The following is a 21,604-nucleotide window of genomic DNA, read 5'->3' on the forward strand; positions in this document are numbered from 1 at the left end:
CTCAGTCATCAGTATCAAGCTTTATACGGAAGGTTACAGAACCTGCCGTGTTTCACCATTACAATGAGGGCGGGGTCAGGCTGACCGCCTGAGACAATGATGGATCACGACATTGGGGTTTGGGATTGGATATGCGGAAACGGATGATGGGCGCTGCACTGGCGTGGTGCCTGACGGGCCAGTTGGTGGCGGCGCCAGAGGTGCGGGTGGAGGGCCTGTTCAAGGGTGCGGCCGTGCTGCAAATTGATGGTCAGCAGGTGATGCTGAAGAACGGGCGTGCCCATGCAAGCGGCGTCACACTGGTGGATGCCAACGCCCGGCGGGCCATTGTGGAAATCGACGGTCAGCAGCACGAGCTGGCCCTGCACACCGCCATCGGTGGCACTTACCAGCAGACCGACATCACCCAGGTGGTGATTCGTAAGAACGACATGAACCAGTATCGGGTGAGCGGCAGCATCAATGGTCAAACGGTTCAGTTTCTGGTGGACACCGGCGCCAACACCGTGGCCATGAATGAAATCCAGGCCCGCAACCTGGGGTTGCTGTACAAGGTTAACGGCCGCGAATCCCAGGCGGTCACCGCCAGCGGTGTGGTGGCCACCTGGGTGGTGACGCTGGATTCCGTCAAGGTGGGGGAAATCAGTGTGCCGAACGTCAGGGCCATTGTCATTGAAGGGGCCTATCCCCAGGATGTGCTACTTGGAATGTCCTATTTGGAGTATGTTCGGATCCAGGAGCACAACAGCGTTTTGATGTTGGAGAAGAAATTCTGATTTAATAGCGGCTTCCTGAATTGACCTGGGAGTCGCCAATGAGCCACACCGCCAAGACCATCCTGATCGCCAACCGGGGTGAAATAGCCGTCCGCATTATTCGAACACTGGCGGATCTGGGGTGGCGTTCCGTGGCGGTGTATGCACAAGACGACGCCCACTCCCTCCATGTATTGAAAGCCGATGTGGCCGTGCCCTTGACCGGACAGGGGGCGGCAGCGTATCTCGATCAGCAGCAACTGTTGACCATTGCCCGCGAGCAGCGCTGCGATGGTATCCACCCCGGTTATGGCTTCCTCAGTGAGAACAGTACCTTCGCCCGCGCCTGTGACGAGGCCGGACTGGTTTTTGTCGGGCCAGGAGCGAGCACCCTGGAACAGTTTGGGGACAAGGCCCGCGCCCGGGCCCTGGCGGCCGAGTGCAATGTGCCGGTGTTGAGTGGGTTGGACCAGGCCGTCAGTCTTGCCGAAGCCGAAACGTTCTTCGATCGCTTGCCGGAGGGGGCCGCCATGGTGATCAAGGCGGTGTCCGGTGGGGGAGGCCGGGGCCTGCGGGTGGTGCGCAAACGGGATGAAATCGCCGACGCCTATGCCCGCTGCGGCTCTGAAGCACAATCGGCGTTCGGGGACGGTGCTGTCTATGTGGAGCAGTGGGCGCCCGCTGCCCGTCACATTGAAGTCCAGATCCTGGGGGATGGGGAAAACTGCGTCCACCTCTACGAACGGGAATGCACCCTGCAACGCCGCCACCAGAAAGTCATCGAGATGGCGCCCAGTCCCGGACTCGAACCAACCCTCAAACAACAGCTCTTTGCCGCGGCGCTGGCCATGGCCAGGCAATCTGCGTATTGCGGTCTGGGCACCTTTGAGTTCTTGGTCTTCGAACAGCAGGGTGCCACCGGTTTCGCGTTCATCGAGGCCAACCCCCGCATCCAGGTGGAACACACCGTGACGGAAACGGTTCTGGGTCTGGATCTGGTGGCGCTGCAATTGGCCGTGGTGTTTGGCACCCGCATCTCCGACCTCAACCTGCACGGGTTGGCGCCGGTGGGATTTGCCCTGCAGGCGCGCATCAACCTGGAATCCCTCACCGAAGACGGCCAGGTCAAGCCCGCGTCTGGGCGCATAACCAGCTGGGATGTGCCCGGCGGCCAGGGCGTACGCATCGACAGCTATGTTTACAGCGGGTATCAAACCAGCCCCCGCTACGATTCCATGGTGGCCAAGCTCATTGTCCACAGCCTTTGGGGCGATTTCCCGGCGGCGTTGCGCAAGCTGGGGCAAGCCTTGAAGGAATTCCGCATAGAAGGCGTGGCGTCCAACTTGTCATTGTTGCGGCGTTTGGTGGCGCATCCGGCCGTGCGGGAGGACCGTGTGCACACCGGCTTCATTGACGCCCATCTGGTGGAACTGAGCGCTGCGGACGCCAGTCTGTTGCCGTCCAGCGCGATGGTGGACACTCTCTCAGCGGATGATACCCCAGGCACCAGTCCGGGCCAGTGGGTGGTTACCGAACACAGCCTGCTGGCGCCCATGCAGGGCTCGGTGGTGGAGTTGGCGGTGGCACCGGGGCAGCCTGTGGCGAAGGGCGCGACCCTGATGATCCTGGATGCCATGAAAATGGAACATGTGATTCAGGCCCCGGCCTCCGGGGTGGTGGAGGCGTTGCTGGTGGACCCAGGGGAGGCGGTAATGGAAGGCCAACCCCTGCTGAGCTTTGTGGCTGGCACTGAAGAAGATGCCGAAGCAATCCAAAGCGTTGTCGTGGACCCGGATGCCATCCGTGCGGATCTGCAGGAAAGCATCACACGCCACGGCTACGGCCTGGATCAAAATCGTCCCGAGGCGGTGGCCAAACGACGCCGCAACGGGCAGCGCACCGCGCGTGAAAACATTGCGGATCTGTGCGATGACGGCAGCTTCGTGGAGTACGGCCCCCTGGTGATTGCCGCGCAACGCCGCCGCCGAGCGCTGCAGGATCTGATGGAGAATACGCCGGGGGACGGCATGGTCACCGGTCTGGGGCGGGTCAACGGCGAGCTGTTCGGTGATGAGGCCTCCCGCTGTGTGGTGATGACCTACGATTACACCGTGTTGGCCGGCACCCAGGGTATTCAGAACCATCATAAAAAGGATCGCATGTTTGAGCTGGCCGAGCGGCTGCGGGTGCCGGTGGTCCTGTTCAGTGAAGGCGGCGGCGGACGCCCCGGCGATACGGATGGCCTGGGCTCTTCTGCCAGTCTGGATTGCCTGGCGTTTCTGTATTTCGCCCGCCTGTCTGCCCTGGTGCCCCTGGTGGGTATTGCATCGGGCCGCAACTTTGCCGGGAATGCGGCTCTGTTAGGTTGCTGTGATGTGGTGATCGCCACCCGCAATGCCAACATCGGCATGGGGGGGCCGGCCATGATCGAAGGTGGTGGACTGGGTGTGTATCGGCCGGAGCAGGTGGGGCCGGTGTCCGTGCAGGCCAACAACGGCGTTATTGATATTCTGGTGGAGGACGAAGCGGAAGCCACCCGGGTGGCGAAGCAATACCTGTCCTATTTTCAGGGTTCGGTCACCCATTGGACGATGCCGGATCAGCGCCTGTTGCGCGCTGTGATCCCGGAAAACCGCTTGCGGGTGTACGACGTGCGCGCCGTGCTGCAGGGATTGTTCGATGTGGATTCCGTGCTGGAACTGCGCAGTGGCTTTGGCAAGGGCATGATCACCGCGCTGGCGCGCATAGAGGGGCGGCCGGTGGGGGTGATTGCCAATAATCCCCAGCATCTGGCGGGAGCGGTGGACGGCGATGGTGCCGACAAGGCCACCCGCTTCATGCAGCTGTGCGATGCGTTCGACCTGCCCCTGGTGTTCCTCTGCGATACGCCGGGGATTATGGTGGGGCCGGAAGTGGAAAAAACCGCCCTGGTGCGTCACGCCGCACGGATGTTCGTCAACGCCGCCAGCCTCACCGTACCGTTTTTCACCATCGTGTTGCGCAAGGCTTACGGGCTGGGGGCTATGACCATGGCGGGTGGTTCCCTCAAGGCGCCTCTGTTTACGGTGTCCTGGCCCACCGGCGAATTCGGTGCCATGGGCCTGGAAGGGGCAGTGAAGCTGGGCTTTCGAAAAGAACTGGCTGCCATCACCGATCCTGAGCAGCAAAAAGCCCGCTTTGAAGCCATGGTGGCGGAGATGTATGAGCGCGGCAAAGCGGTCAACACCGCCACCTTCTTCGAGTTTGACGATGTCATCGACCCCGCGGATACCCGGCGCTGGATTCTGGCCGGGCTGCAGTCAGCCCCGGCCCCCGCGCCCCGTTGCGGTAAAAAGCGGCCCTGCGTCGATACCTGGTAATCGCGTTGCTTCAGATCACCGTTTACTGTAATTGCGTCAGGGCCAGGCGCACGTCGCGTAAATGACTTTGAATGCGCACACAGTTGCGGGGCCCCATGCGCCACAGCAGTTTTTCCAGGTCACTGGCGGCTTCCCGTTCCGGATCAGCAAAACGGTAGTACACGGAAGGGCGCTGCAACGCAATGGACGAGGCTTCCAGCGGTTTTACCTCCAACACCCGGTCAATGGCTTCCAGCAGTCGATCCCGGAAAGCACCCGGTTGCCCCAGTTCGCTGAAAGCCTCCTGCAGCAAGGGTGACCACGCTCTGTAATAGCGGGCCAGTACCTCCGGGTCCAGCGACACGAACGCATCCACCAGTGGGTTCAAACGATTGAAATTGGATTCCGCCAGGACCGGTTGTTGTTCTGTGCCGGCTACGGCGAATGCGGCGATGGAAAATTCCAGTGGCCGGTTCTTCAGTGGCACTTTGCCCATGGCCACGTTGTCCACCAGCAATACCCACTTGCGAATCTGCTCTTTGGGTGTCAGCCATTGCAATAAATCCTGTGCAGCGGGCTTTGCCTCAGCCGTGCCCATGCTGAGTTGGGACAGATCCTTCACCGCGGCGCGGGTTTGTTCATCGCTTTGACCAAGGTCAGTAGGCGCAGCCACCAATTGCGGTAATCTGGTGGCAGTCGGGGGCGCGGGCTGGTCAGCGGTGGGCTTGGGTGTGGCCCCGGTGGGTGGCAGCTCTCTTAATATAGGGTGCAGTTGCTTGTCGGGGGCAGGATCTGCTGTCTGGTTTGCGACAACCGGGGCCGCAGCAGGCTCAAGGGGTTGTTGCGAATACCACAGCCAGCCCAGTCCGGCGCAGACCAGCAATGTCATCAAGATGCCAAAAACAACCGGTTTCATGTGCAAACACTCCCAAATTGGTATACTCAGGCCACCACTATACCTGATTGTTTTGATTATTATTCAGTCAGAAATGGTGATTTGGAAATTTTATCAATCATATAGTAACAATCAATTTTGTATATGATCGATGAAACTTTATTATACCACCACATGATCGACAACAGACCTAACTAGGAGCAAACATGGCCCAGATCAATACTGAAATTAAACCGTTCACCACTATGGCTTTCAAAGACGGCGAGTTCGTTCAGGTTTCCGATACCGACGTGAAAGGCAAGTGGGCTATCTTCTTCTTCTATCCTGCCGACTTCACCTTTGTTTGCCCCACCGAGCTGGGTGACGTTGCAGACAAATACGAAGAACTGCAGAAGCTGGGTGTGGAAGTTTACTCTGTGTCTACTGACACTCACTTCGTACACAAAGCCTGGCACGATGCTTCTGAAACCATCGCCAAGATCAAGTACTACATGCTGGGCGACCAGAGCGGCACCATCACCAACAACTTTGGTGTAATGCGCGAAGGTCAGGGCCTGGCAGACCGAGCCACTTTCCTGGTGGATCCGGAAGGCATCATCCAGGCCATGGAAATCACCGCAGAAGGTATCGGCCGTGACGCCGACGACCTGATGCGTAAAGTGAAAGCAGCTCAGTATGTTGCTTCTCACCCCGGCGAAGTTTGCCCCGCCAAGTGGAAAGAAGGTGAAGCAACTCTGGCACCTTCCCTGGACCTGGTTGGCAAAATCTAAGCTGTCCCTGGTCAGACCTGCCGGAAGGGAGTTCGCTCCCTCCGGCAAGTACCACGGTAACTACTTTTCAAGTAAAACCGTTATACCCGTTCAATAGCAAGACGCGCAGTCAGGTGGACCCATGTTAGACGCAAACCTCAAAGAGCAACTCAAAACGTATCTCACCAATCTGAAAAAAGATATCGAGCTGGTGGCATCGCTGGACGACTCGGACAAGTCCATCGAGATGCAGGGATTGCTGAACGACGTGGCCGCCCTGAGCGACAAGATTACCCTGAAGGAAGTGCGCAACGATGCAGAGCGCAAGCCTTCGTTTCGAGTGAACCGTCCGGGAGAAGACATCTCCGTCCGGTTTGCCGGATTGCCCATGGGGCATGAATTTACTTCGCTGGTGCTGGCCCTTTTGCACGTGGGCGGTCACCCGCCTAAAGAAGATGTGAAACTGCTGGAGCAGGCTGCGCAGCTGGAAGGTGAGTTCGAGTTTGAAACCTTTATCTCCTTGTCCTGCCATAACTGCCCGGTGGTGGTTCAGGCACTGAACCTGATGGCGGCATTGAACCCCAACGTCAAGCACACCATGATCGATGGCGGCCTGTTCCAGGATGAAGTGGAAAGTCGCGGTGTGATGGCAGTGCCCACGGTGTTCCTCAACGGTGAGGAATTCGGTGCCGGCCGCATGACGCTGGAAGAGATTCTGAACAAGGCGGACACCGGTGCCGCCAAGCGCCAGGCCGCGGAACTGAGCAAGAAAGACATGTTCGACTTGCTGGTGGTGGGTGGCGGCCCGTCCGGTGCGTCTGCCGCCATCTATGCAGCCCGCAAAGGTATCCGTACTGGCATCGTCGCCGATCGTTTCGGCGGTCAGGTGATGGATACACTGGCCATCGAGAACTTCATCTCGGTGAAAGAGACCCAGGGTCCACAGTTGGTGGCGCAGTTGGAAGAACACGTGCGCAGCTACGAAGTGGACATCATGACCAATCAGCGGGCGGTGGGCCTGAGTGCTGACGGCATCGCGGAAGTAACGCTGGAAAACGGGGCCAAGCTTAAGAGTAAGGCGCTGTTGATTGCCACCGGTGCCAGCTGGCGGGAAATGAACGTGCCTGGCGAGAAAGAATACCGGGGCAAAGGTGTGGCGTACTGCCCCCACTGTGACGGCCCCCTGTTCAAAGGTAAGCGGGTGGCGGTCATCGGCGGTGGCAACTCCGGTGTGGAAGCCGCTATCGACCTGGCCGGTATTGTGTCCCATGTCACCCTGATCGAGTTCGACAGCAAGTTGCGCGCTGATGCTGTACTGCAGAAAAAGCTCAACAGTCTGCCCAACGTAACCGTGATTGTGTCGGCGCTGACCAAAGAAGTGCATGGCGACGGCAGCAAGGTGGTGGGCCTGGATTACGAAGACCGCACCACTGGCGAAATGCACAAGGTGGAGCTGGAAGGTATCTTTGTCCAGATCGGTCTGGTGCCCAATAGTGCCTGGGCCAAAGGCGCCATCGAATTGTCACCTCGCGGTGAAGTGGTGGTGGACGAGCGGGGCCAGACATCCGCACCCTGCGTGTTTGCCGCCGGTGATGTGACCACCGTGCCCTACAAGCAGATTATCATTGCCATGGGCGAAGGTGCCAAGGCGTCTCTGGGCGCATTTGATTACCTGATTCGCTCCTCCGTAGCAGACGAGCAGACCAGCGCTGCTTAACCCGGGTTGGATCCCCGGTGCATGGGTCATTTTGAGCGGGGTGACCCATGCACCGGTGCGATTCCTCATATTTTTCATTCAAATCAGCAAAAGCCTGTCAGCACTGGGTGATCGATCACCTCGGCTGATTACCTTAAAGGGTTCGGTGTTTTTTGATTCATTTGCTATCCTTAATCGGGTACAGCGGACGCAAAACACCATCACCCACTGAGGGAACAGGGCGAACCCCATGCAAGCCGACAGCCTTCCATCCTATTCCAAGCCGTCGCTTGCCCCTGCCGCCAGTGTCATTCTGATCATTGACGATAATCCCAAAAGTATCAAAGCGTTGAGCTTGCTGGTGCGTGACTTCGGAGAGGTGCTCTTTGCCACCTCCGGCGCAGCCGGCATTGCCATGGCCATGAAAAGCAAACCCGACCTGATCTTGCTGGACGTGGAGATGCCCGGAATGAACGGATACGAGGTGTGCCGTCAACTGAAGGCGGATCTGTCCACCCGGGGCAGTGGCATCATCATCGTGACGTCCCACAGCTCAGTGGAGCATGAGGTGGAAGCACTGGAGGCCGGTGCCGCAGACTTCATCACCAAACCCCTCAACGCGCCCCTGGTGCGGGCACGGGTCAAAACCCAACTCCTGGTTAAAAAACAAGCTGACGCGCTTCAGCGCCTGGCGGAGCAGGATGGGCTGACGGGTATCTATAACCGCCGTTATTTTGATGAGCAGGTGGCCCAGGAGTGGCGGCGTCACCAACGTCAGCGCAGCCCGTTGGGGCTGGCCCTGGTAGACGTCGATTATTTTAAGGCTTATAACGACGAGTATGGTCATCAGGACGGTGATGAATGCCTGCGCTCGGTGGCCCAGTGCCTGACCCTGGCCCTGCGTCGGCCCGGCGAGCAGGTGGCCCGTTACGGGGGGGAGGAGTTTGTCATCATCCTGCCTTACACCGATAATGTTGAGTTGCTGAAAATCGGCCCCTGGCTCTGTGAACAGGTGCGGAACCTGAAGATTCCGCATGCCAAATCCGCGGTCGCGCAGTGGGTCACCATCAGTGCCGGGCTCGCCAGTGGTATCCCCAGTATTCAATCCGGTCCTGATCATCTGCTGGGTCTGGCAGACAAGGCGCTCTACCAGGCCAAGGCCAACGGACGAAACCAGTTTGTGGTGGCCGAAAAAAATCTGGAATAAGGAGCCTGCCCTGTGGTTGGTGGTGTGACGGATCGACTCGTAAGGTTGTTGTCCGAGTGAATCAGATCAAAACCAGTGGATTTCTGAATGCAATCGCGTTGGCCGCTATCTACGCGTTGCTGGCGGCGTTTTGTTATGGTGTGGCCAGCACCAGCGACTGTGTGGCCATCGTCTGGCTGCCGGCCAGTGTGGCGATCGCCTGGGTGTTGCGGGCGCCCCTCACGGAGCGCCGTTCCCTTTATTTCGCGATCTTCCTCGCCAACAGTGCGGTGGCCTGGCTTTATGGTGGCACCTGGTGGTGCATGCTGGGGTGCTCCCTGGCCCGGGTGATCGGCGTGATGGTGGCGGTGAGGTTGGTGCAGACCCTGGTGCGGGATCATCTTACCGTGCGCGATGCGGCCTTTATTCTGGGCGGCTATGTGTTTGTCGCTGCGCCGGTTTCGGCGTTGCTGGGGGCTGCCGTGGTGTGGCTTGCCCAGGGCGTGCAATGGAGCCCTGTGCTGTGGGACTGGTGGTTGGGTGAGGTCATCGGCGCCGCCCTCTTACTACTGCCTTCATTGCGCCTGGCCGAGGATGGCTTTGGTCGTATCGTCAAACCCCGGTTGCTGATTGCGCTGGGTCTGCAGTTACTGGGGTTGTTCGCCCTGAGCTTTTTTGTGCTGGAATTCATGGCGCATCCCTATGCGTATCTTGCGCTTCCCCTGATGGCCATCGCCCTGGTCTACGGCATGCTGCGGGTGGCGGTGTTCGCCAACCTGGTCTTCCTCGCCCTGGGGGCCGGCATCGCCTGGGGCTGGTGGTCGTTTCCGGTGTTGCTGGCGGATGGCAACGCCAACTCCCTGTGGGCGGCCAGTGCCGCGGTGGTGTTCGGTCCCATGATACTGGGTCTGGCCATTGATGAAATCCGACGCCGGCAGACTGAACTCACCACGTTGGGGGAGCGCCTGGAACTGGCTTCCAAATCCGTGGACCTGGCGCTGTGGGACTGGAACGTCAGCAGTGGGGAGATCTATTGGGATGCCCGCATGCGCCAGCTGTATGAAATTGGCGATCAGGATCCACCGCTGCCGGTGGAGGAGTGGCGCCAGCGTTTGCACCCTGACGATGTGGCGCATGCGGAAGGCGCCCTGCAGAATGCGTTGGCGGGCACGGCGGATTACAAAACAGAATACCGCCTGGTACGCAGTGATGGCACGTATCGCTCGCTGCAGGCAGCCGGGATTGTCATTCGCAATGAGCTGGGTGAGCCGGTTCGGATGGTGGGTCTGAATTGGGATGTGAGCGAGCTGGTCAGCGCTCAGCGGGCGGTCAAGACCGCAGAAGCGAAACTGGATTCGGTGATAGAAGCGGCCAGTGAGTTCTCTATCATCGCCACCGACACCGAAGGCCTGATCGAGGTATTCAGTGCCGGTGCCGAACGCCTGCTGGGCTACAGCCGGGAAGAAATGGTAGGCAAACACTCGCCGGCGGTTTTCCACGTCGAGGACGAGGTGGTGCAAGAAGGCCTGTTGCTGACAGACAAGCTGGGCTATACCGTGGCAGGCTTTGAAGTGTTTATTGCCCAGGCCCGGGCCGGCAAGGCGGTGTCCAAAGAATGGACTTATGTGCGTAAGGATGGAAAGCAGGTGCCGGTCAACCTGACGGTGACCATCATGCACAACGATAAAGGGGAAGTGACAGGATACCTGGGGGTGGCGCGGAACATTACGCAGCAGAAAGTTGCCGAGCGGGAGATCCGGGCAGCCCATGATGTACTGGAACAGCAGATCAAGCTGGCGCAACAGATGCGCGATGAGTTTGAATCCCTGTTTGAATTGGCCCCCGGGGCGATGCTGGTGCTGGATGGGGTGGGCTCCGTAGTGAATGCCAACAGCCGGGCGCACCAGATGTTTGCCTGCGATCAAACCATGTTGGGGCGCAGTGTCACCCGTTACCTCCCCGGTTTCACCCATTATCAACCCAGCGATCATGGGGCCCGAGGCCACAACGAACAGGATTGGCTGGCGGTGCGCGTGGATGGCTCCCGCTTTGAAGCCCTGTTGGAATACAGCCCTCTGTTGCTGAACGGCATTGTGCACACCATCGTCAACGTCTACGACATATCCGAGCAGAAAGAAGCAGAGCGTTCCCTGCAGCGCTCCAAAGATGTGGCGGAGAGTGCCAACCGCGCCAAAACCGAATTCCTGGCCAACATGAGCCATGAGATCCGCACGCCCCTGAACGCGGTACTGGGGGCCGCCCAGTTGTTGAGCCTCACCCAGTTGGACAAGAACCAAAGCAATCACGTGGGCATGATCTCGGCTGCTGGTAAGGCACTGCTGGCGTTGCTCAATGACGTGCTGGATGTGTCCAAGATCGAAGCCGGAAAAATGGAGCTGAGCCACGCGCCTTTCAGCCTGGGGGATGTGGTGGAACCCCTGGCCACCATCATGTCCGGCACCTCCGCCAAGAAAGACCTGGAGCTGGTGATCGATGTGGACCCGGCCATTCCCGCCAACTTGATGGGCGATGCCCTGCGCCTGCAGCAGGTGCTGGTGAATCTCACCGGCAACGCCATCAAGTTCACGGAGCAGGGTGAAGTGGTGGTGCGTTTTCGCTTGTTGGAACGCCATGAGGACAGCGTGGCGATTCTGGTGTCGGTGAAAGACACCGGCATCGGAATGGATCAGGAGCAACAGGCGCGCCTGTTCAATGCGTTTTCCCAGGCGGATACCTCCATTACCCGTCGTTTCGGCGGTACCGGCCTGGGGCTCACCATCTGCAAAAAACTGGTGGAGTTGATGCACGGGCAGATCAGTGTGCACAGTGCACCAGAGTCAGGGTCGGAGTTCCGATGCCAGTTGCTGCTGGAGCTTGACCCCAATGCCACAGCAGCGGCAGCGCCGTTGGCGGGCAAGCGTATCCTGCTGGCGGACAGCAATGCCGCCTCGGTGGCGGCGCTGACTTCCTGGTGTGAACACTGGGGTTGGCCGTGCGACAGTGTCGGGTCGCTGGTGGAGTTGGAAACCAGGCTCGCCGAACGGGCCGGGGATTATGATGTGCTGGTTTCGAACCAGAATCTGGCCGGTGCAGATGGTACGGAGCGGCTGCAGGTGGCGCTGCCCCATGTGAAATTGGTGGGCAACCTGAGCCGCGAAGAGTTACGCAGAATCAGTATGCGCAGCAATAAAGTGGTGGCGTTGTCCAAACCGGTGACCACCGCCACCTTTCTGGATGCGGTGGATGAAGCCTGTCAGCGCTATACCGATCAGGCCGACCAACGCAAACCCGTGGCGAGCAAGGCGCTGACCCGGCTGGATGGCGCCCGCCTGTTGCTGGTGGAGGATACTCCCTCAAACCAGACCATCATCGTCGGCGTGCTGGAGCAGGTGGGTGCCATTGTGGAGGTGGTGAACAACGGCGCGGAGGCGGTGGAGCGCCTGCAGACCTGCGGTGATCCCGCACTCTATGATGCGGTGTTGATGGATGTGCAAATGCCGGTGATGGACGGCTTTACCGCCACCCAGAAAATTCGCGGTGATCTGCAGTTATCGGTCCCGATTATCGCCATGACGGCAGGTGTGCTGGCGTTCGAACGCAAACAGTGCATCGACAGTGGCATGAACGATTTCGTCGACAAGCCACTGGATATTCCCCGCATGCTGGAGACCATCGCCCGTTATGTGCCGCAACGCGCCGCTATGCCGCTGTTGCAGGAGAAACCGCCGACCGCCGCTGCGGAAGATTCACCTGCCACCATTGCGGGGGTGTTTAATCCGGAACGCATCATGTCGTTTGTGCGAGGCAAGCCGGCCCGGGAGCAGGAAATCCTGGCCATGATCGAGCGCATTGTGACGGAAGGGCTGCAGCCTCTTGAGGAGGGGCGGCATATGCTGGAGGAAGAGGATTTCGAAGGGGCGACCCGCCACTTCCATACCCTGAAAGGCACCATGGGCAACTTCGGTGCCGATCGGGTGATGAACGCTGCCCAGGCTCTGGAGCAGGCCATCAAGCAACAGCAGATGGACCGTTGGGGGACGTTGTTATCCGAGTTTCAGAAGGCCCTGGCGGAAATGGTCCAGGTGGCTGCCCACTGGTTGGTATCGTATCGTGCCGAAAAGCCCGCCCCTGCGCCTGCGGCGCTGGATCAGCATGCCTTTGGTGTGGCCCTGGAGAAATTAAGGGATAAACTCAATCACTCCAATATCGAAGCGGTGGAACTGTTCGCGGACCTGAACACCGAGCTGGCGCAGCGGCTGGGGGCTGAGCGGGTGGCGGTGTTGGCGGATGCGGTGGAAGACCTGAGGTTTGCCGATGCGGTGGCGGTGCTGGACGAGCTGCAGGCGGGGTAGTCGTGACCGCCTGCGGTAAACGGCGGCGGACTAGACCGCATCCTGTTTGATCTTGCGGGCGGCCAGTTGCTGCAGGCGTGTGCGCACTGCGCGTTCGATGCCCTCCGCATCCAGTCCGCACTCAGCGATCATTTCTGCCGGTTTGGCCTGTTCGATGTAATAGTCCGGAATGCCCAGGTTCAATACCGGAACAGTAATGCCCTGTCTGGCCAGTACCTCATGTACGGCAGAACCGGCTCCCCCCTGCACCGCGTTTTCCTCCACGGTCACCAGCAGTTCATGGCGCTCCGCCAGTTCCAGGATCAGGGCCTCGTCCAGCGGTTTTACAAAGCGCATGTCCGCCAGGGAAGCCGCCAGGTTGTCGGCCACGGTGCGGCAGGCGGTGAGCACGCTGCCGAAAGACAGAATCGCCACCTTGCTGCCGTCCCGAATCATGCGACCCTTGCCCAGGGGCAGGCAGGCCATGGTGGTTTCGATGGCCGCGCCGGGTCCAGTGCCCCGAGGGTAGCGAACGGCTGCCGGGCCCGGGTGCTGGTAGCCGGTGTAGAGCATCTGGCGACACTCGTTTTCATCGGCGGGGGCCATGATCACCATGTTGGGTACGCAGCGCATGTAGCTAAGGTCGTAGGCACCGGCGTGGGTGGGGCCGTCTTCGCCCACCAGGCCGGCGCGGTCGATGCCGAAGGTCACGTCCAGATTCTGCAGCGCCACGTCGTGAATCAGCTGGTCGTAGGCCCGTTGCAGGAAGGTGGAGTAGATGGCCACCACCGGCTTTTGTCCTTCGCAGGCCAGGCCCGCTGCCAGGGTCACCGCGTGTTGCTCGGCGATGGCCACATCCTCATACTGGTCCGGAAAACGGCGGGAAAACTCCACCATGCCGGAACCTTCCCGCATGGCGGGGGTGATGCCCACCAGGCGTTTATCCTGCTCTGCCATATCGCACAGCCACTGGCCGAACACGTCGCTGTACTTGGGCAGCTTGGGTTTGGGGTCCGCGGTTTTCACCGCCGGTTTCGGCTCAATCTTGGACAGGGCGTGATAGCCGATGGGGTCCTGCTCTGCCGCCTGGAAACCGCGCCCCTTGCGGGTGAACACGTGCAGCAGGTGAGGGCCGGGAATCTCCTTGAGTTTCCCCAGGTAGGTCACCAGTTTGTCCAGGTTATGACCGTCGATGGGGCCAATGTAGTTGAACCCCAATTCTTCGAACAAGGTGCCGGGGGACACCAGGCCTTTCATGTGCTCCTCGGTGCGGCGCACGAATTCCATGGCGCTGGGCATGTTCTCCAGGACTTTTTTGCCGCCTTCCCGTAACGCGTTGTAGGTACGGCTGGCCCAGACCCGGGACAGATAGTTGGAGAGCCCGCCCACGTTCTCCGAGATCGACATTTCGTTGTCATTAAGAATGACAATCATGTTGGCTTTGGTGTGGCTGGCGTGGTTCAAGGCCTCGAAGGCCATGCCGGCGGTGAGGGCGCCGTCGCCGATGATGGCGATATTGTGGTTGCTGCGCCCCTGGGCCCGACTGGCCAGGGCCATCCCCAATGCGGCGCTGATGGAGGTGCTGGAATGGCCAACGCCGAAGGTGTCGTATTCGCTCTCACTGCGCTTGGGGAATCCGGAGATACCGTCCCGTTGCCGCAGGCTCAGCATGGCGTCGCGGCGTCCGGTGAGGATTTTATGGGGATAGGTCTGGTGGCCCACGTCCCACACCAGTTTGTCCTCAGGGGTGTTGAAGACGAAGTGCAGGGCGATGGTCAGCTCCACCACCCCCAGGCCTGCGCCGAAGTGCCCACCGGTTTTGCCCACGGCGTACATCATGTAATGACGCAGCTCTTCCGCCAACTGAGGCAGCAGGTCCGGGTCCAGTTGTCGCAGCTGGGCCGGGCTGTCAATCAGATCCAGCAATGGCGTACTGGGGCGTTTGAGCGGTATTTCGGTAAACATCAATAGCTTGCCTGTGTGCCAATCCGGTGGGAATTGGGTTAATCCGACATTATACGGTCCCGGGCGTCAAAAATAACGTCCAGGGGTAAATTCTTGGGCTCAATGGCTGCGGGAGACGATGTAGTGGGCCAGTTGTCGCAGCGGCTCGGCCCGCTGATCAAAGTCCGCCAGGGCCGCCACGGCATTGTTGCACAGGTCCCGGGCTTTTTGCCGAGCCGGCTCCAATCCCAGCAGGCTGGGGTAGGTGACTTTCTCCAGGGCCTGGTCTGCGCCTTGCTGTTTACCCAGTTGTTGGGTGTCCCCCACCACGTCCAGGATGTCGTCCTGCACCTGAAATGCCAGTCCTATGGCCTGGGCGTAATGATCCAGGGCGCTCAATTGGGCTTCACTCACCTGGGGCCAGGTCAGGGCACCCATGGCCACACTGGCCCGAATCAGGCAGCCGGTCTTGTGGCGATGGATGGTTTCCAGGGCTTCCAGGGTCAGCGTCTGCCCTTCGGCCGCCAAATCCAGGGCCTGCCCCCCGGCCATGCCGCGGGTGCCACTGTTGGTGGCCAGTAAGCGGATCAACCGCAGCCGCACCTCCGCACCGAGCTCCACCGGAGAGCACGCCAGCACTTCAAAGGCCAGACATTGCAGGGCATCCCCGGCCAGGATGGCGGTGGCTTCGTCAAAGGCGATGTGGCAGGTGGGCTTGCCGCGGCGCAGGTCATCGTTGTCCATGGAGGGCAGATCATCGTGAACCAGGGAATAGGAATGCACCATTTCCAGTGCAGCCGCCACATCGTCCGCTTGCAGGGGATCTCCCCCCACCGCGGCCGCCGCGGCGTAGGCCAGTACCGGCCGCACCCGTTTGCCGCCATTGAAGGTGGCGTAGTTCATGGCCTCCACCAACCGGGGCGCCAGGCCGTTCTGCTGCTCCAGCCAGAAGGCCAGACGTGTATTGACCTGGCGTTGGCACTGTTCCAGATAGCGGTTTAGGTCGAACGCGCTCATTTACTCGGCGTCATCCCCGGGCTGTTCCTCCGCAAACGGCGCCAGTTGTTCCTCACCGTTCTGGTTGAGCAGGATCTCTACTTTCTGCTCCGCCTCCCGCAGGGCCTGCTGGCACTCCTTGGTGAGTTTGATGCCCTGCTCAAACGCTTCCAGAGACTTCTCCAGGGTCAGGTCGCCCCCTTCCATGGATTCCACCAGCTGCTCCAGGGTCTGCAAGGATTGCTCAAAGTCGATAGCGGATTTTTTCTTCGCCATGGGGTCTCCTGGTTGCGGAAAACGGTGGTTGCCGGGTGAGGGCGCAAGTTTCGGCGATCATGCAGTGGAGGTCAATGCGATGCCACAATTAATCACAATCTGCCTGGATTGCGGAATTTCTCCAATTCCTGTCTAGACTTACTCATGTAGGCCGCTCTCAGTCAAATTTTTGGATAACTTTTAGTCAGGTGGAGTAGGGGTGTGGATCTAGCGACCCTCATAGGATTAATCGGAGCGTTGGTGATCGTGGTGATGGCCATGGTAACTGGCGGCGATGTCATGATCTTCGTGAACATACCGTCGATCCTGATCGTGGTGGGGGGAACGGTGTTCGCCGTGATGGCGAAGTACTCCCTCGGCCAGTTCCTGGGTGCCATGAAAATCATGGGTAAATCCTTCAAGTTCAAGCTGTCGTCGCCGGAAGAAATCATCGTGGAAGTGGTGGAGCTGGCGGACGTGGCCCGCAAAGGGGGACTGTTGTCCCTGGAAGGCAAGGAAGTCTCCAACGATTTCCTGCAGAAGGGCATCCAGCTGCTGGTGGACGGCCATGACCCGGAGGTGGTGAAGAGCATCCTCAGCAAAGACATGCGTGAGGGGGTTGCCCGCCACGCGATCGGCAAAGCGATTTTCGTGAACATTGGCGACACCGCCCCCGCCATGGGCATGATCGGGACCCTGATCGGCCTGGTGCAGATGCTGTCCGCCATGGATGACCCCAAAGCCATCGGCCCGGCCATGGCGGTGGCCCTGCTCACCACCCTCTACGGTGCCATGATCGCCAACATGTGGGCCCTGCCGGTGGCGGATAAGGTGGCCCTGCGTTCCGACGATGAAGCCCGCATCCAGGCCATGATCATCGACGCCCTGTTGGCCATCCAGGCCGGCCAGAACCCCCGTGTGATCCAGGGGCTGCTGAAAACCTACCTGCCTGCCTCCAAGCGCGCCAGTGAAGGCGAGGAGTAGTTAGGAGAGAGCCATGGCTGACGAAGACGAATGCGAATGCCCTGAATGCCCGAAAGGGCTCCCCGCGTACCTGGCCACCTTTGCCGACCTGATGTCGCTGCTGATGTGTTTCTTCGTGCTGTTGTTGGCGTTCTCCGAAATGGACGTGCAGAAATACAAGCAGGTGGCGGGCTCCATGAAGGATGCCTTCGGGGTGCAGGACAAAATCAAAATGAAAGAGATTCCCAAGGGCACCTCTATCATCGCCCAGGAGTTTTCCCCCGGTCGACCTCAGCCCACGCCCCTGAATGAGGTGCGCCAATCCACCACCGAGACCATGAACAATACCCTGGAGGTGCTCTGTTCCCCCGGCCGCAGTGAGCAACGGGAGGATGCCCAGGAGCAGTCCACCGACCATTCCGCGGAAATCCTGGAACGGCTCATCGCCATGACCCAGGCGGATGCGGTGGAGGTGGCCTCCATGATGAAGGAAGACATTCAGAACGGCGCCGTGGAGGTGGAAACCCGCAACCGCCGCATCGTCATCCGGGTGAAGGAGCAGGGCTCTTTCCCCAGTGGCTCCGCCACCCTGCGGCCGGATTTCGTTCCCATCATGGACAAGATCCGCACCGCCATTAAAGACATCGACGGCATTTACTCGGTGGAAGGCCATACCGACGACCTGCCCATTTCCACCGCCCGTTTCCGCTCCAACTGGGAGCTGTCCTCGGCCCGGGCGGTGTCGGTGGCCCATGAATTGATGAAGGACGGCGATATGGACCCCACTAATTTCACCGTCAAGGGTTTCGCCGACACCAAACCCATGGCGCCCAACGACAGCGACGACAACCGTTCCCGCAACCGGCGGGTGGAGATCGTTATTGAACAGGGGGCGGAAGACGAAAAGTACCTGTCCGGGGAAGAAGAGCTGCCGGAAGACCCGGAATTCAACACCGCACTGCTGAAAGAGGCGGGCATCGAGGACCTGGAAGGGTTTGAGTTGCTGTCGGGGGATGAAGCCGATCAACAGACCGATCAGGCCCAGGGCGTCATCAGTGTGCTGGATAATGAACAACCGGTGGAGGCCAGCCCGGATCAGGCCCCGGTGGACGGCCAGCCTCAATCCGGAGCCAAACCCAGCCCATCACCCTTCGATTTGTCGGTGGACCCTTTCGCTCCCGCCCCCGACGACAAACCGGAGGACGAGTTCTTCTGACACCCGTGATTTCATCCAGTGACCCGCTGCGCTTGCCATGCCCGGTCGGTGCGGGTATGGTTTGGTCATTTGAGGCCAGCCGCGGGTAAACTATGGAGCGTCCCCTGCACAAGGAACCGGGACAGGATCTGGATCGGGAATTGGATAAACTCAGCGCCAACGCGGTGTATGCTGCCCTGTTGGTGGAAATGCTGGTGGGGCAGAAGATTCCCCTGGCGGAAGTGCTGGCCGGCACCGGAATCGAACTGAAAACCCTGAAATCCCTGGATGCGCGTCTGAGTGGTCGTCAATACAAGGCCCTCATCGACAATGCCGTGCGCCTGTCCGATGATCCGGCCCTGGGCTTCAAATTCGGCTTCCAGCTGAAACTGTCCACCCACGGCTTCCTGGGGTTCGCCGCCATGAGTGCCGCCACCCTGGGGGAGGCATTGGAGCTGGCGGTGAAATATTGTCGCACCCGCTTTGATTTCTTTGCCTTGGATCTGTTCGAGCGCGGCGGAGACGTGGTGCTGCAGGTGGATGAACTGCTTAACCTGGGGCGCGCTGGCGCCTTCCTGCTGGAATCGGTGATGGCCAGTTTCGGCACCATGAGCATCAACCTGCTGGGGGAGATTCCAAAAGGGGTGCGCATTCGCCGCACCTGCGACAAGCCGGCTTATTTTGAAGCCATGGAGGAATGGTTTCCCCAGCGCCCGCCGGTGGAATTCAATCAGTCCGCCAACCAGATGATATTCCGTCAGGGGGTGTTGCAACGCCGCCTCAACCTGTCTGACCCCATGGCCCGCCAGTTGGCCGAAGCGCAATGCCAGCGGGAACTGCAGACCATTCAAGTGGAGGATGACCTGCTGTACCGTGTGCATCGCCTGCTGAAAGAGGCGGAGCCCAATTATCCCAAGCTGGATGAGGTGGCCACCCGGCTGCATCTGTCGCCGCGGACGTTCAAGCGCCGGCTGCAGGCAGAGGGCACCACCTTCCAGGCCATTCTCGATAAAGTCCGTATGCACCAGGCCCGGCAGTTGTTGGCGGGGTCCCGCCAGTCGGTGGATGCCATCGCCTCGGCCCTGGGCTACAGTGATGCGTCCAATTTCAGCCGGGCCTTCCGGCGTTGCGAGGGTATGACCCCCGCCCGCTACCGGCGCGCCAGCGCCAACAATAACAATGTTGAGGGAAAATGATGACTGACCAAACTGAATTGACCGGCAAACTGCAGGAAGCCCACGTCCAGTTTTTACTGGGCCGGCTGCGGGGGGAAGGGCTCGACGCCAGCATCGAGCGTGAACTGGCGGCCCTCTGGGCATGGGGTGCCGGCGTGAGCCTGAATGACATCCTGGACCGTGAACTGTTGATCAACACCATCGTCCGCCTGGTGGCGAATGCGCCGTTCAACCAGGAGCTGCGGACCATTGTGGTGAAGAGCGTGATCACCGGCATCCAATCGGAATTTAACGACGGCACCACCATTCAGAATCTGGTACCGAAGCAAGAGTACGACAAGGCGGTTGCCCACTTCGCCCAGTTTGAAAAGTTGCGCATGGATGTGATCCGCATGGTGCTGGAAAGTCCCATTTACAGCGAGCTGATCACCGACGTGTTGTACCACGGCATCAAGGATTACATTACCACCGAGAACGTGGTGGTAAAGAAAGTGCCCGGAGTGGGGGCGCTGATGAAGGCCGGGGCCAAGAGCCTGAACAAGGCCATGCCCAGCCTGGAAAGTGCGGCAGAAGGCACCATCAAAAAATTCATCGCCGGCAACCTGCGCAGCTCCGTGGAACTGAGTGAGAAAATCCTCAACAACGCCTTGTCGGAAGGCAATATCCGAACCATTGCCGACCACTTCTGGAAAACCGTCAGCGAGAAGGATTTCGCCAAGTTCAAGCATTACGTGACCGAGGAAGACATTGATGCCTCGGTGGTGATCGGTGATGACCTGTGGAATGAAGTGCGCAAGGCTGAGTACTTGCACAATATGATCCGTGGCATCGTCAATCATATTCTGGATGAGAATGGGGACAAAACGCTGGCGGATCTGGTGAACGAAATCGGCTATACCCAGGCCTATGTCACCGATGAGCTGAAGCAGATTCTGCCCGGCGCCCTGGGGCGGGAGGCGCTTTGGCAGTTGCTGGAGGCCAGGGTGCGCGCCAACCTGGCGGAATTCTACGCCAGTGAGGCCTGTGCTGAGGCCCTGGCGTGATCCCATGTTGATCCGTTTGGCGGCAAGCGGCGGCCTGGCCCCTGCCGCCAAACGGGCAAGGTTTCGCCACGTTGGACCCTCGTCCCGGGTTGGTTACAGGGATGGGGACAGGAGTGGCATGCCGCAAAGGATGCGGCGATAATCAGAAAACGTTCCAGTCAGTTTGCTTTTTCGGCAATGGAGCACTTGGCAGAAGCTTTGCACCGAAAACCGAATACGGCGTCCAGGCCCGCCCATTAAGCGGGACTGCGTTGTCGGTCAACCAAGGCAAACAGGGAGCGAATCATGGCACGCGTTGCAGCCAAACTGAAAAGCTGGTGGCAGCAGAAAAGCAACACCGACCCTCTTGAACAACGCATTGAACGGCGCAGCGTACCGGAAGAGGTGATGCACCTGTTCCGGTTGCGGCGAGAGCACAGCCTGCTGCAGGCCCGTTTCTCCGGTGTGGACGACGTATTCCAGAGTCTGCTGCTGGAGGTGGATCTGGAACAGAACCGCCTGATCCTGGATGAACCCTTCCCCCATCGTTTTCCCACCCAGTACTGGATCGGTCGCCGCATCAAGGTTGCCACCAGTGAGAATGGCTTGGCCACCCGCTTCGACAGCCGGGTCAGCGGTGCCCTGGCGCTGGAGCAAGGCAACGCCCTGATCGTGGAGCTGCCGCGGGACATCATGGCGGCGCAGCGGCGCAGCAGTTTTCGCCTGGCGGTCAATGCCCGAATGCCGGTGGATGCGGTGGTGCGACTGCCGGAGCAGGGTAATCTGGCGGCCCGAGTGCTGGACCTGTCCGCAGCCGGCATTCGCCTGGCCATACCGGGGGAGTTTGCGGAACTGGGGGAGGAAACCCGGCTGGCACTGCGGTTGGGGGGCGAAGCCCCCATGGTGAGCCAGTTGGCGGTGCGTCACCTGCAAACGGCGGCTGAAGCGGAATCCTGTACCTTGCTGGGCGCGCGCCTCACCGGGCTGAACAACAGCCAGTCGAAAGTCATCGAGCGCTTTCTGGTGCGAATGCAGAGGGTGCAGCGTCAGCGTGAACTGGAAGCCGGGATGGCGTAGCAACTTACGGCTAACAGGTTCGCAACA

Annotated in this window: 15 protein-coding genes; 11 read left to right on the top strand and 4 right to left on the bottom strand. The window is 59.9% G+C overall.

Translation table 11 applies throughout. The annotated features are described in order from the left end of the window. Positions 1–131: 131 nt before the first annotated feature. Both D9N14_RS22395 and D9N14_RS22400 read left to right on the top strand, forming a co-directional pair. Entirely contained in the window at positions 132–776 is a 645-nt protein-coding gene (locus D9N14_RS22395; RefSeq protein ID WP_290584054.1) for a TIGR02281 family clan AA aspartic protease, read from the top strand. Positions 777–814: 38 nt separating this feature from the next. After that, a complete protein-coding gene (locus D9N14_RS22400; RefSeq protein WP_290584056.1) occupies positions 815–4,114 on the top strand; it encodes an acetyl-CoA carboxylase family protein in 3,300 nt (1,099 codons plus the stop codon). 22 nt (positions 4,115–4,136) lie between these two features. Here D9N14_RS22400 and D9N14_RS22405 read toward each other — a convergent pair whose 3' ends face one another. Beyond that, entirely contained in the window at positions 4,137–5,009 is an 873-nt protein-coding gene (locus D9N14_RS22405) for a DUF3014 domain-containing protein (protein ID WP_290584058.1), read from the bottom strand. 185 nt (positions 5,010–5,194) lie between these two features. On the opposite strand from D9N14_RS22405, the gene ahpC reads away from it, so the two are divergent. The 4 genes from ahpC to D9N14_RS22425 all read left to right on the top strand — a co-directional run bounded on the left by ahpC (position 5,195) and on the right by D9N14_RS22425 (position 12,971). Then, positions 5,195–5,758 (top strand): alkyl hydroperoxide reductase subunit C, encoded by a 564-nt coding sequence (ahpC, locus tag D9N14_RS22410; protein ID WP_290584060.1) that lies wholly within the window; start codon positions 5,195–5,197, stop codon positions 5,756–5,758. A gap of 121 nt (positions 5,759–5,879) precedes the next feature. Beyond that, complete coding sequence (ahpF, locus tag D9N14_RS22415; protein ID WP_290584062.1) at positions 5,880–7,454, top strand: alkyl hydroperoxide reductase subunit F; 1,575 nt, start codon at positions 5,880–5,882, stop codon at positions 7,452–7,454. 229 nt (positions 7,455–7,683) lie between these two features. Then, positions 7,684–8,640, top strand: coding sequence for a diguanylate cyclase domain-containing protein (locus D9N14_RS22420; protein WP_290584064.1), 957 nt, complete (start codon positions 7,684–7,686; stop codon positions 8,638–8,640). A 56-nt stretch (positions 8,641–8,696) separates the two neighbouring features. Next, complete coding sequence (locus D9N14_RS22425) at positions 8,697–12,971, top strand: PAS domain S-box protein (RefSeq protein ID WP_290584066.1); 4,275 nt, start codon at positions 8,697–8,699, stop codon at positions 12,969–12,971. Between the two features lie 30 nt (positions 12,972–13,001). Here D9N14_RS22425 and dxs read toward each other — a convergent pair whose 3' ends face one another. From dxs to D9N14_RS22440, 3 genes are all read right to left on the bottom strand, one after another. Continuing rightward, positions 13,002–14,915, bottom strand: coding sequence for a 1-deoxy-D-xylulose-5-phosphate synthase (dxs, locus tag D9N14_RS22430; protein ID WP_290584068.1), 1,914 nt, complete (start codon positions 14,913–14,915; stop codon positions 13,002–13,004). A 99-nt stretch (positions 14,916–15,014) separates the two neighbouring features. Further along, on the bottom strand, positions 15,015–15,911 hold the full coding sequence (gene ispA, locus D9N14_RS22435) for a (2E,6E)-farnesyl diphosphate synthase (protein WP_290584070.1): 897 nt from the start codon (positions 15,909–15,911) through the stop codon (positions 15,015–15,017). Next, entirely contained in the window at positions 15,912–16,166 is a 255-nt protein-coding gene (locus D9N14_RS22440) for an exodeoxyribonuclease VII small subunit (protein ID WP_290584072.1), read from the bottom strand. It abuts the gene before it with no gap. Positions 16,167–16,367: 201 nt separating this feature from the next. On the opposite strand from D9N14_RS22440, the gene pomA reads away from it, so the two are divergent. The 5 genes from pomA (at position 16,368) to D9N14_RS22465 (ending at position 21,577) form a co-directional block, all read left to right on the top strand. After that, positions 16,368–17,129, top strand: a complete 762-nt coding sequence (pomA, locus tag D9N14_RS22445; protein ID WP_290584074.1) for a flagellar motor protein PomA — start codon at positions 16,368–16,370, stop codon at positions 17,127–17,129. 13 nt (positions 17,130–17,142) lie between these two features. Further along, entirely contained in the window at positions 17,143–18,324 is a 1,182-nt protein-coding gene (locus D9N14_RS22450) for a flagellar motor protein MotB (protein ID WP_290584076.1), read from the top strand. 92 nt (positions 18,325–18,416) lie between these two features. Beyond that, positions 18,417–19,499, top strand: a complete 1,083-nt coding sequence (locus D9N14_RS22455; RefSeq protein ID WP_290584078.1) for an AraC family transcriptional regulator — start codon at positions 18,417–18,419, stop codon at positions 19,497–19,499. After that, positions 19,499–20,521 (top strand): hypothetical protein, encoded by a 1,023-nt coding sequence (locus D9N14_RS22460; protein WP_290584080.1) that lies wholly within the window; start codon positions 19,499–19,501, stop codon positions 20,519–20,521. Before D9N14_RS22455 ends, D9N14_RS22460 begins: the two co-directional genes overlap by 1 nt. Positions 20,522–20,806: 285 nt before the next feature. Beyond that, positions 20,807–21,577: a flagellar brake protein gene (locus D9N14_RS22465; RefSeq protein ID WP_290584082.1), complete on the top strand. Its 771-nt coding sequence runs from the start codon at positions 20,807–20,809 to the stop codon at positions 21,575–21,577. Positions 21,578–21,604 lie beyond the last annotated feature (27 nt).

It is taken from the genome of Ketobacter sp. (genome assembly GCF_003671495.1).
Lineage (GTDB): Bacteria > Pseudomonadota > Gammaproteobacteria > Pseudomonadales > Ketobacteraceae > Ketobacter.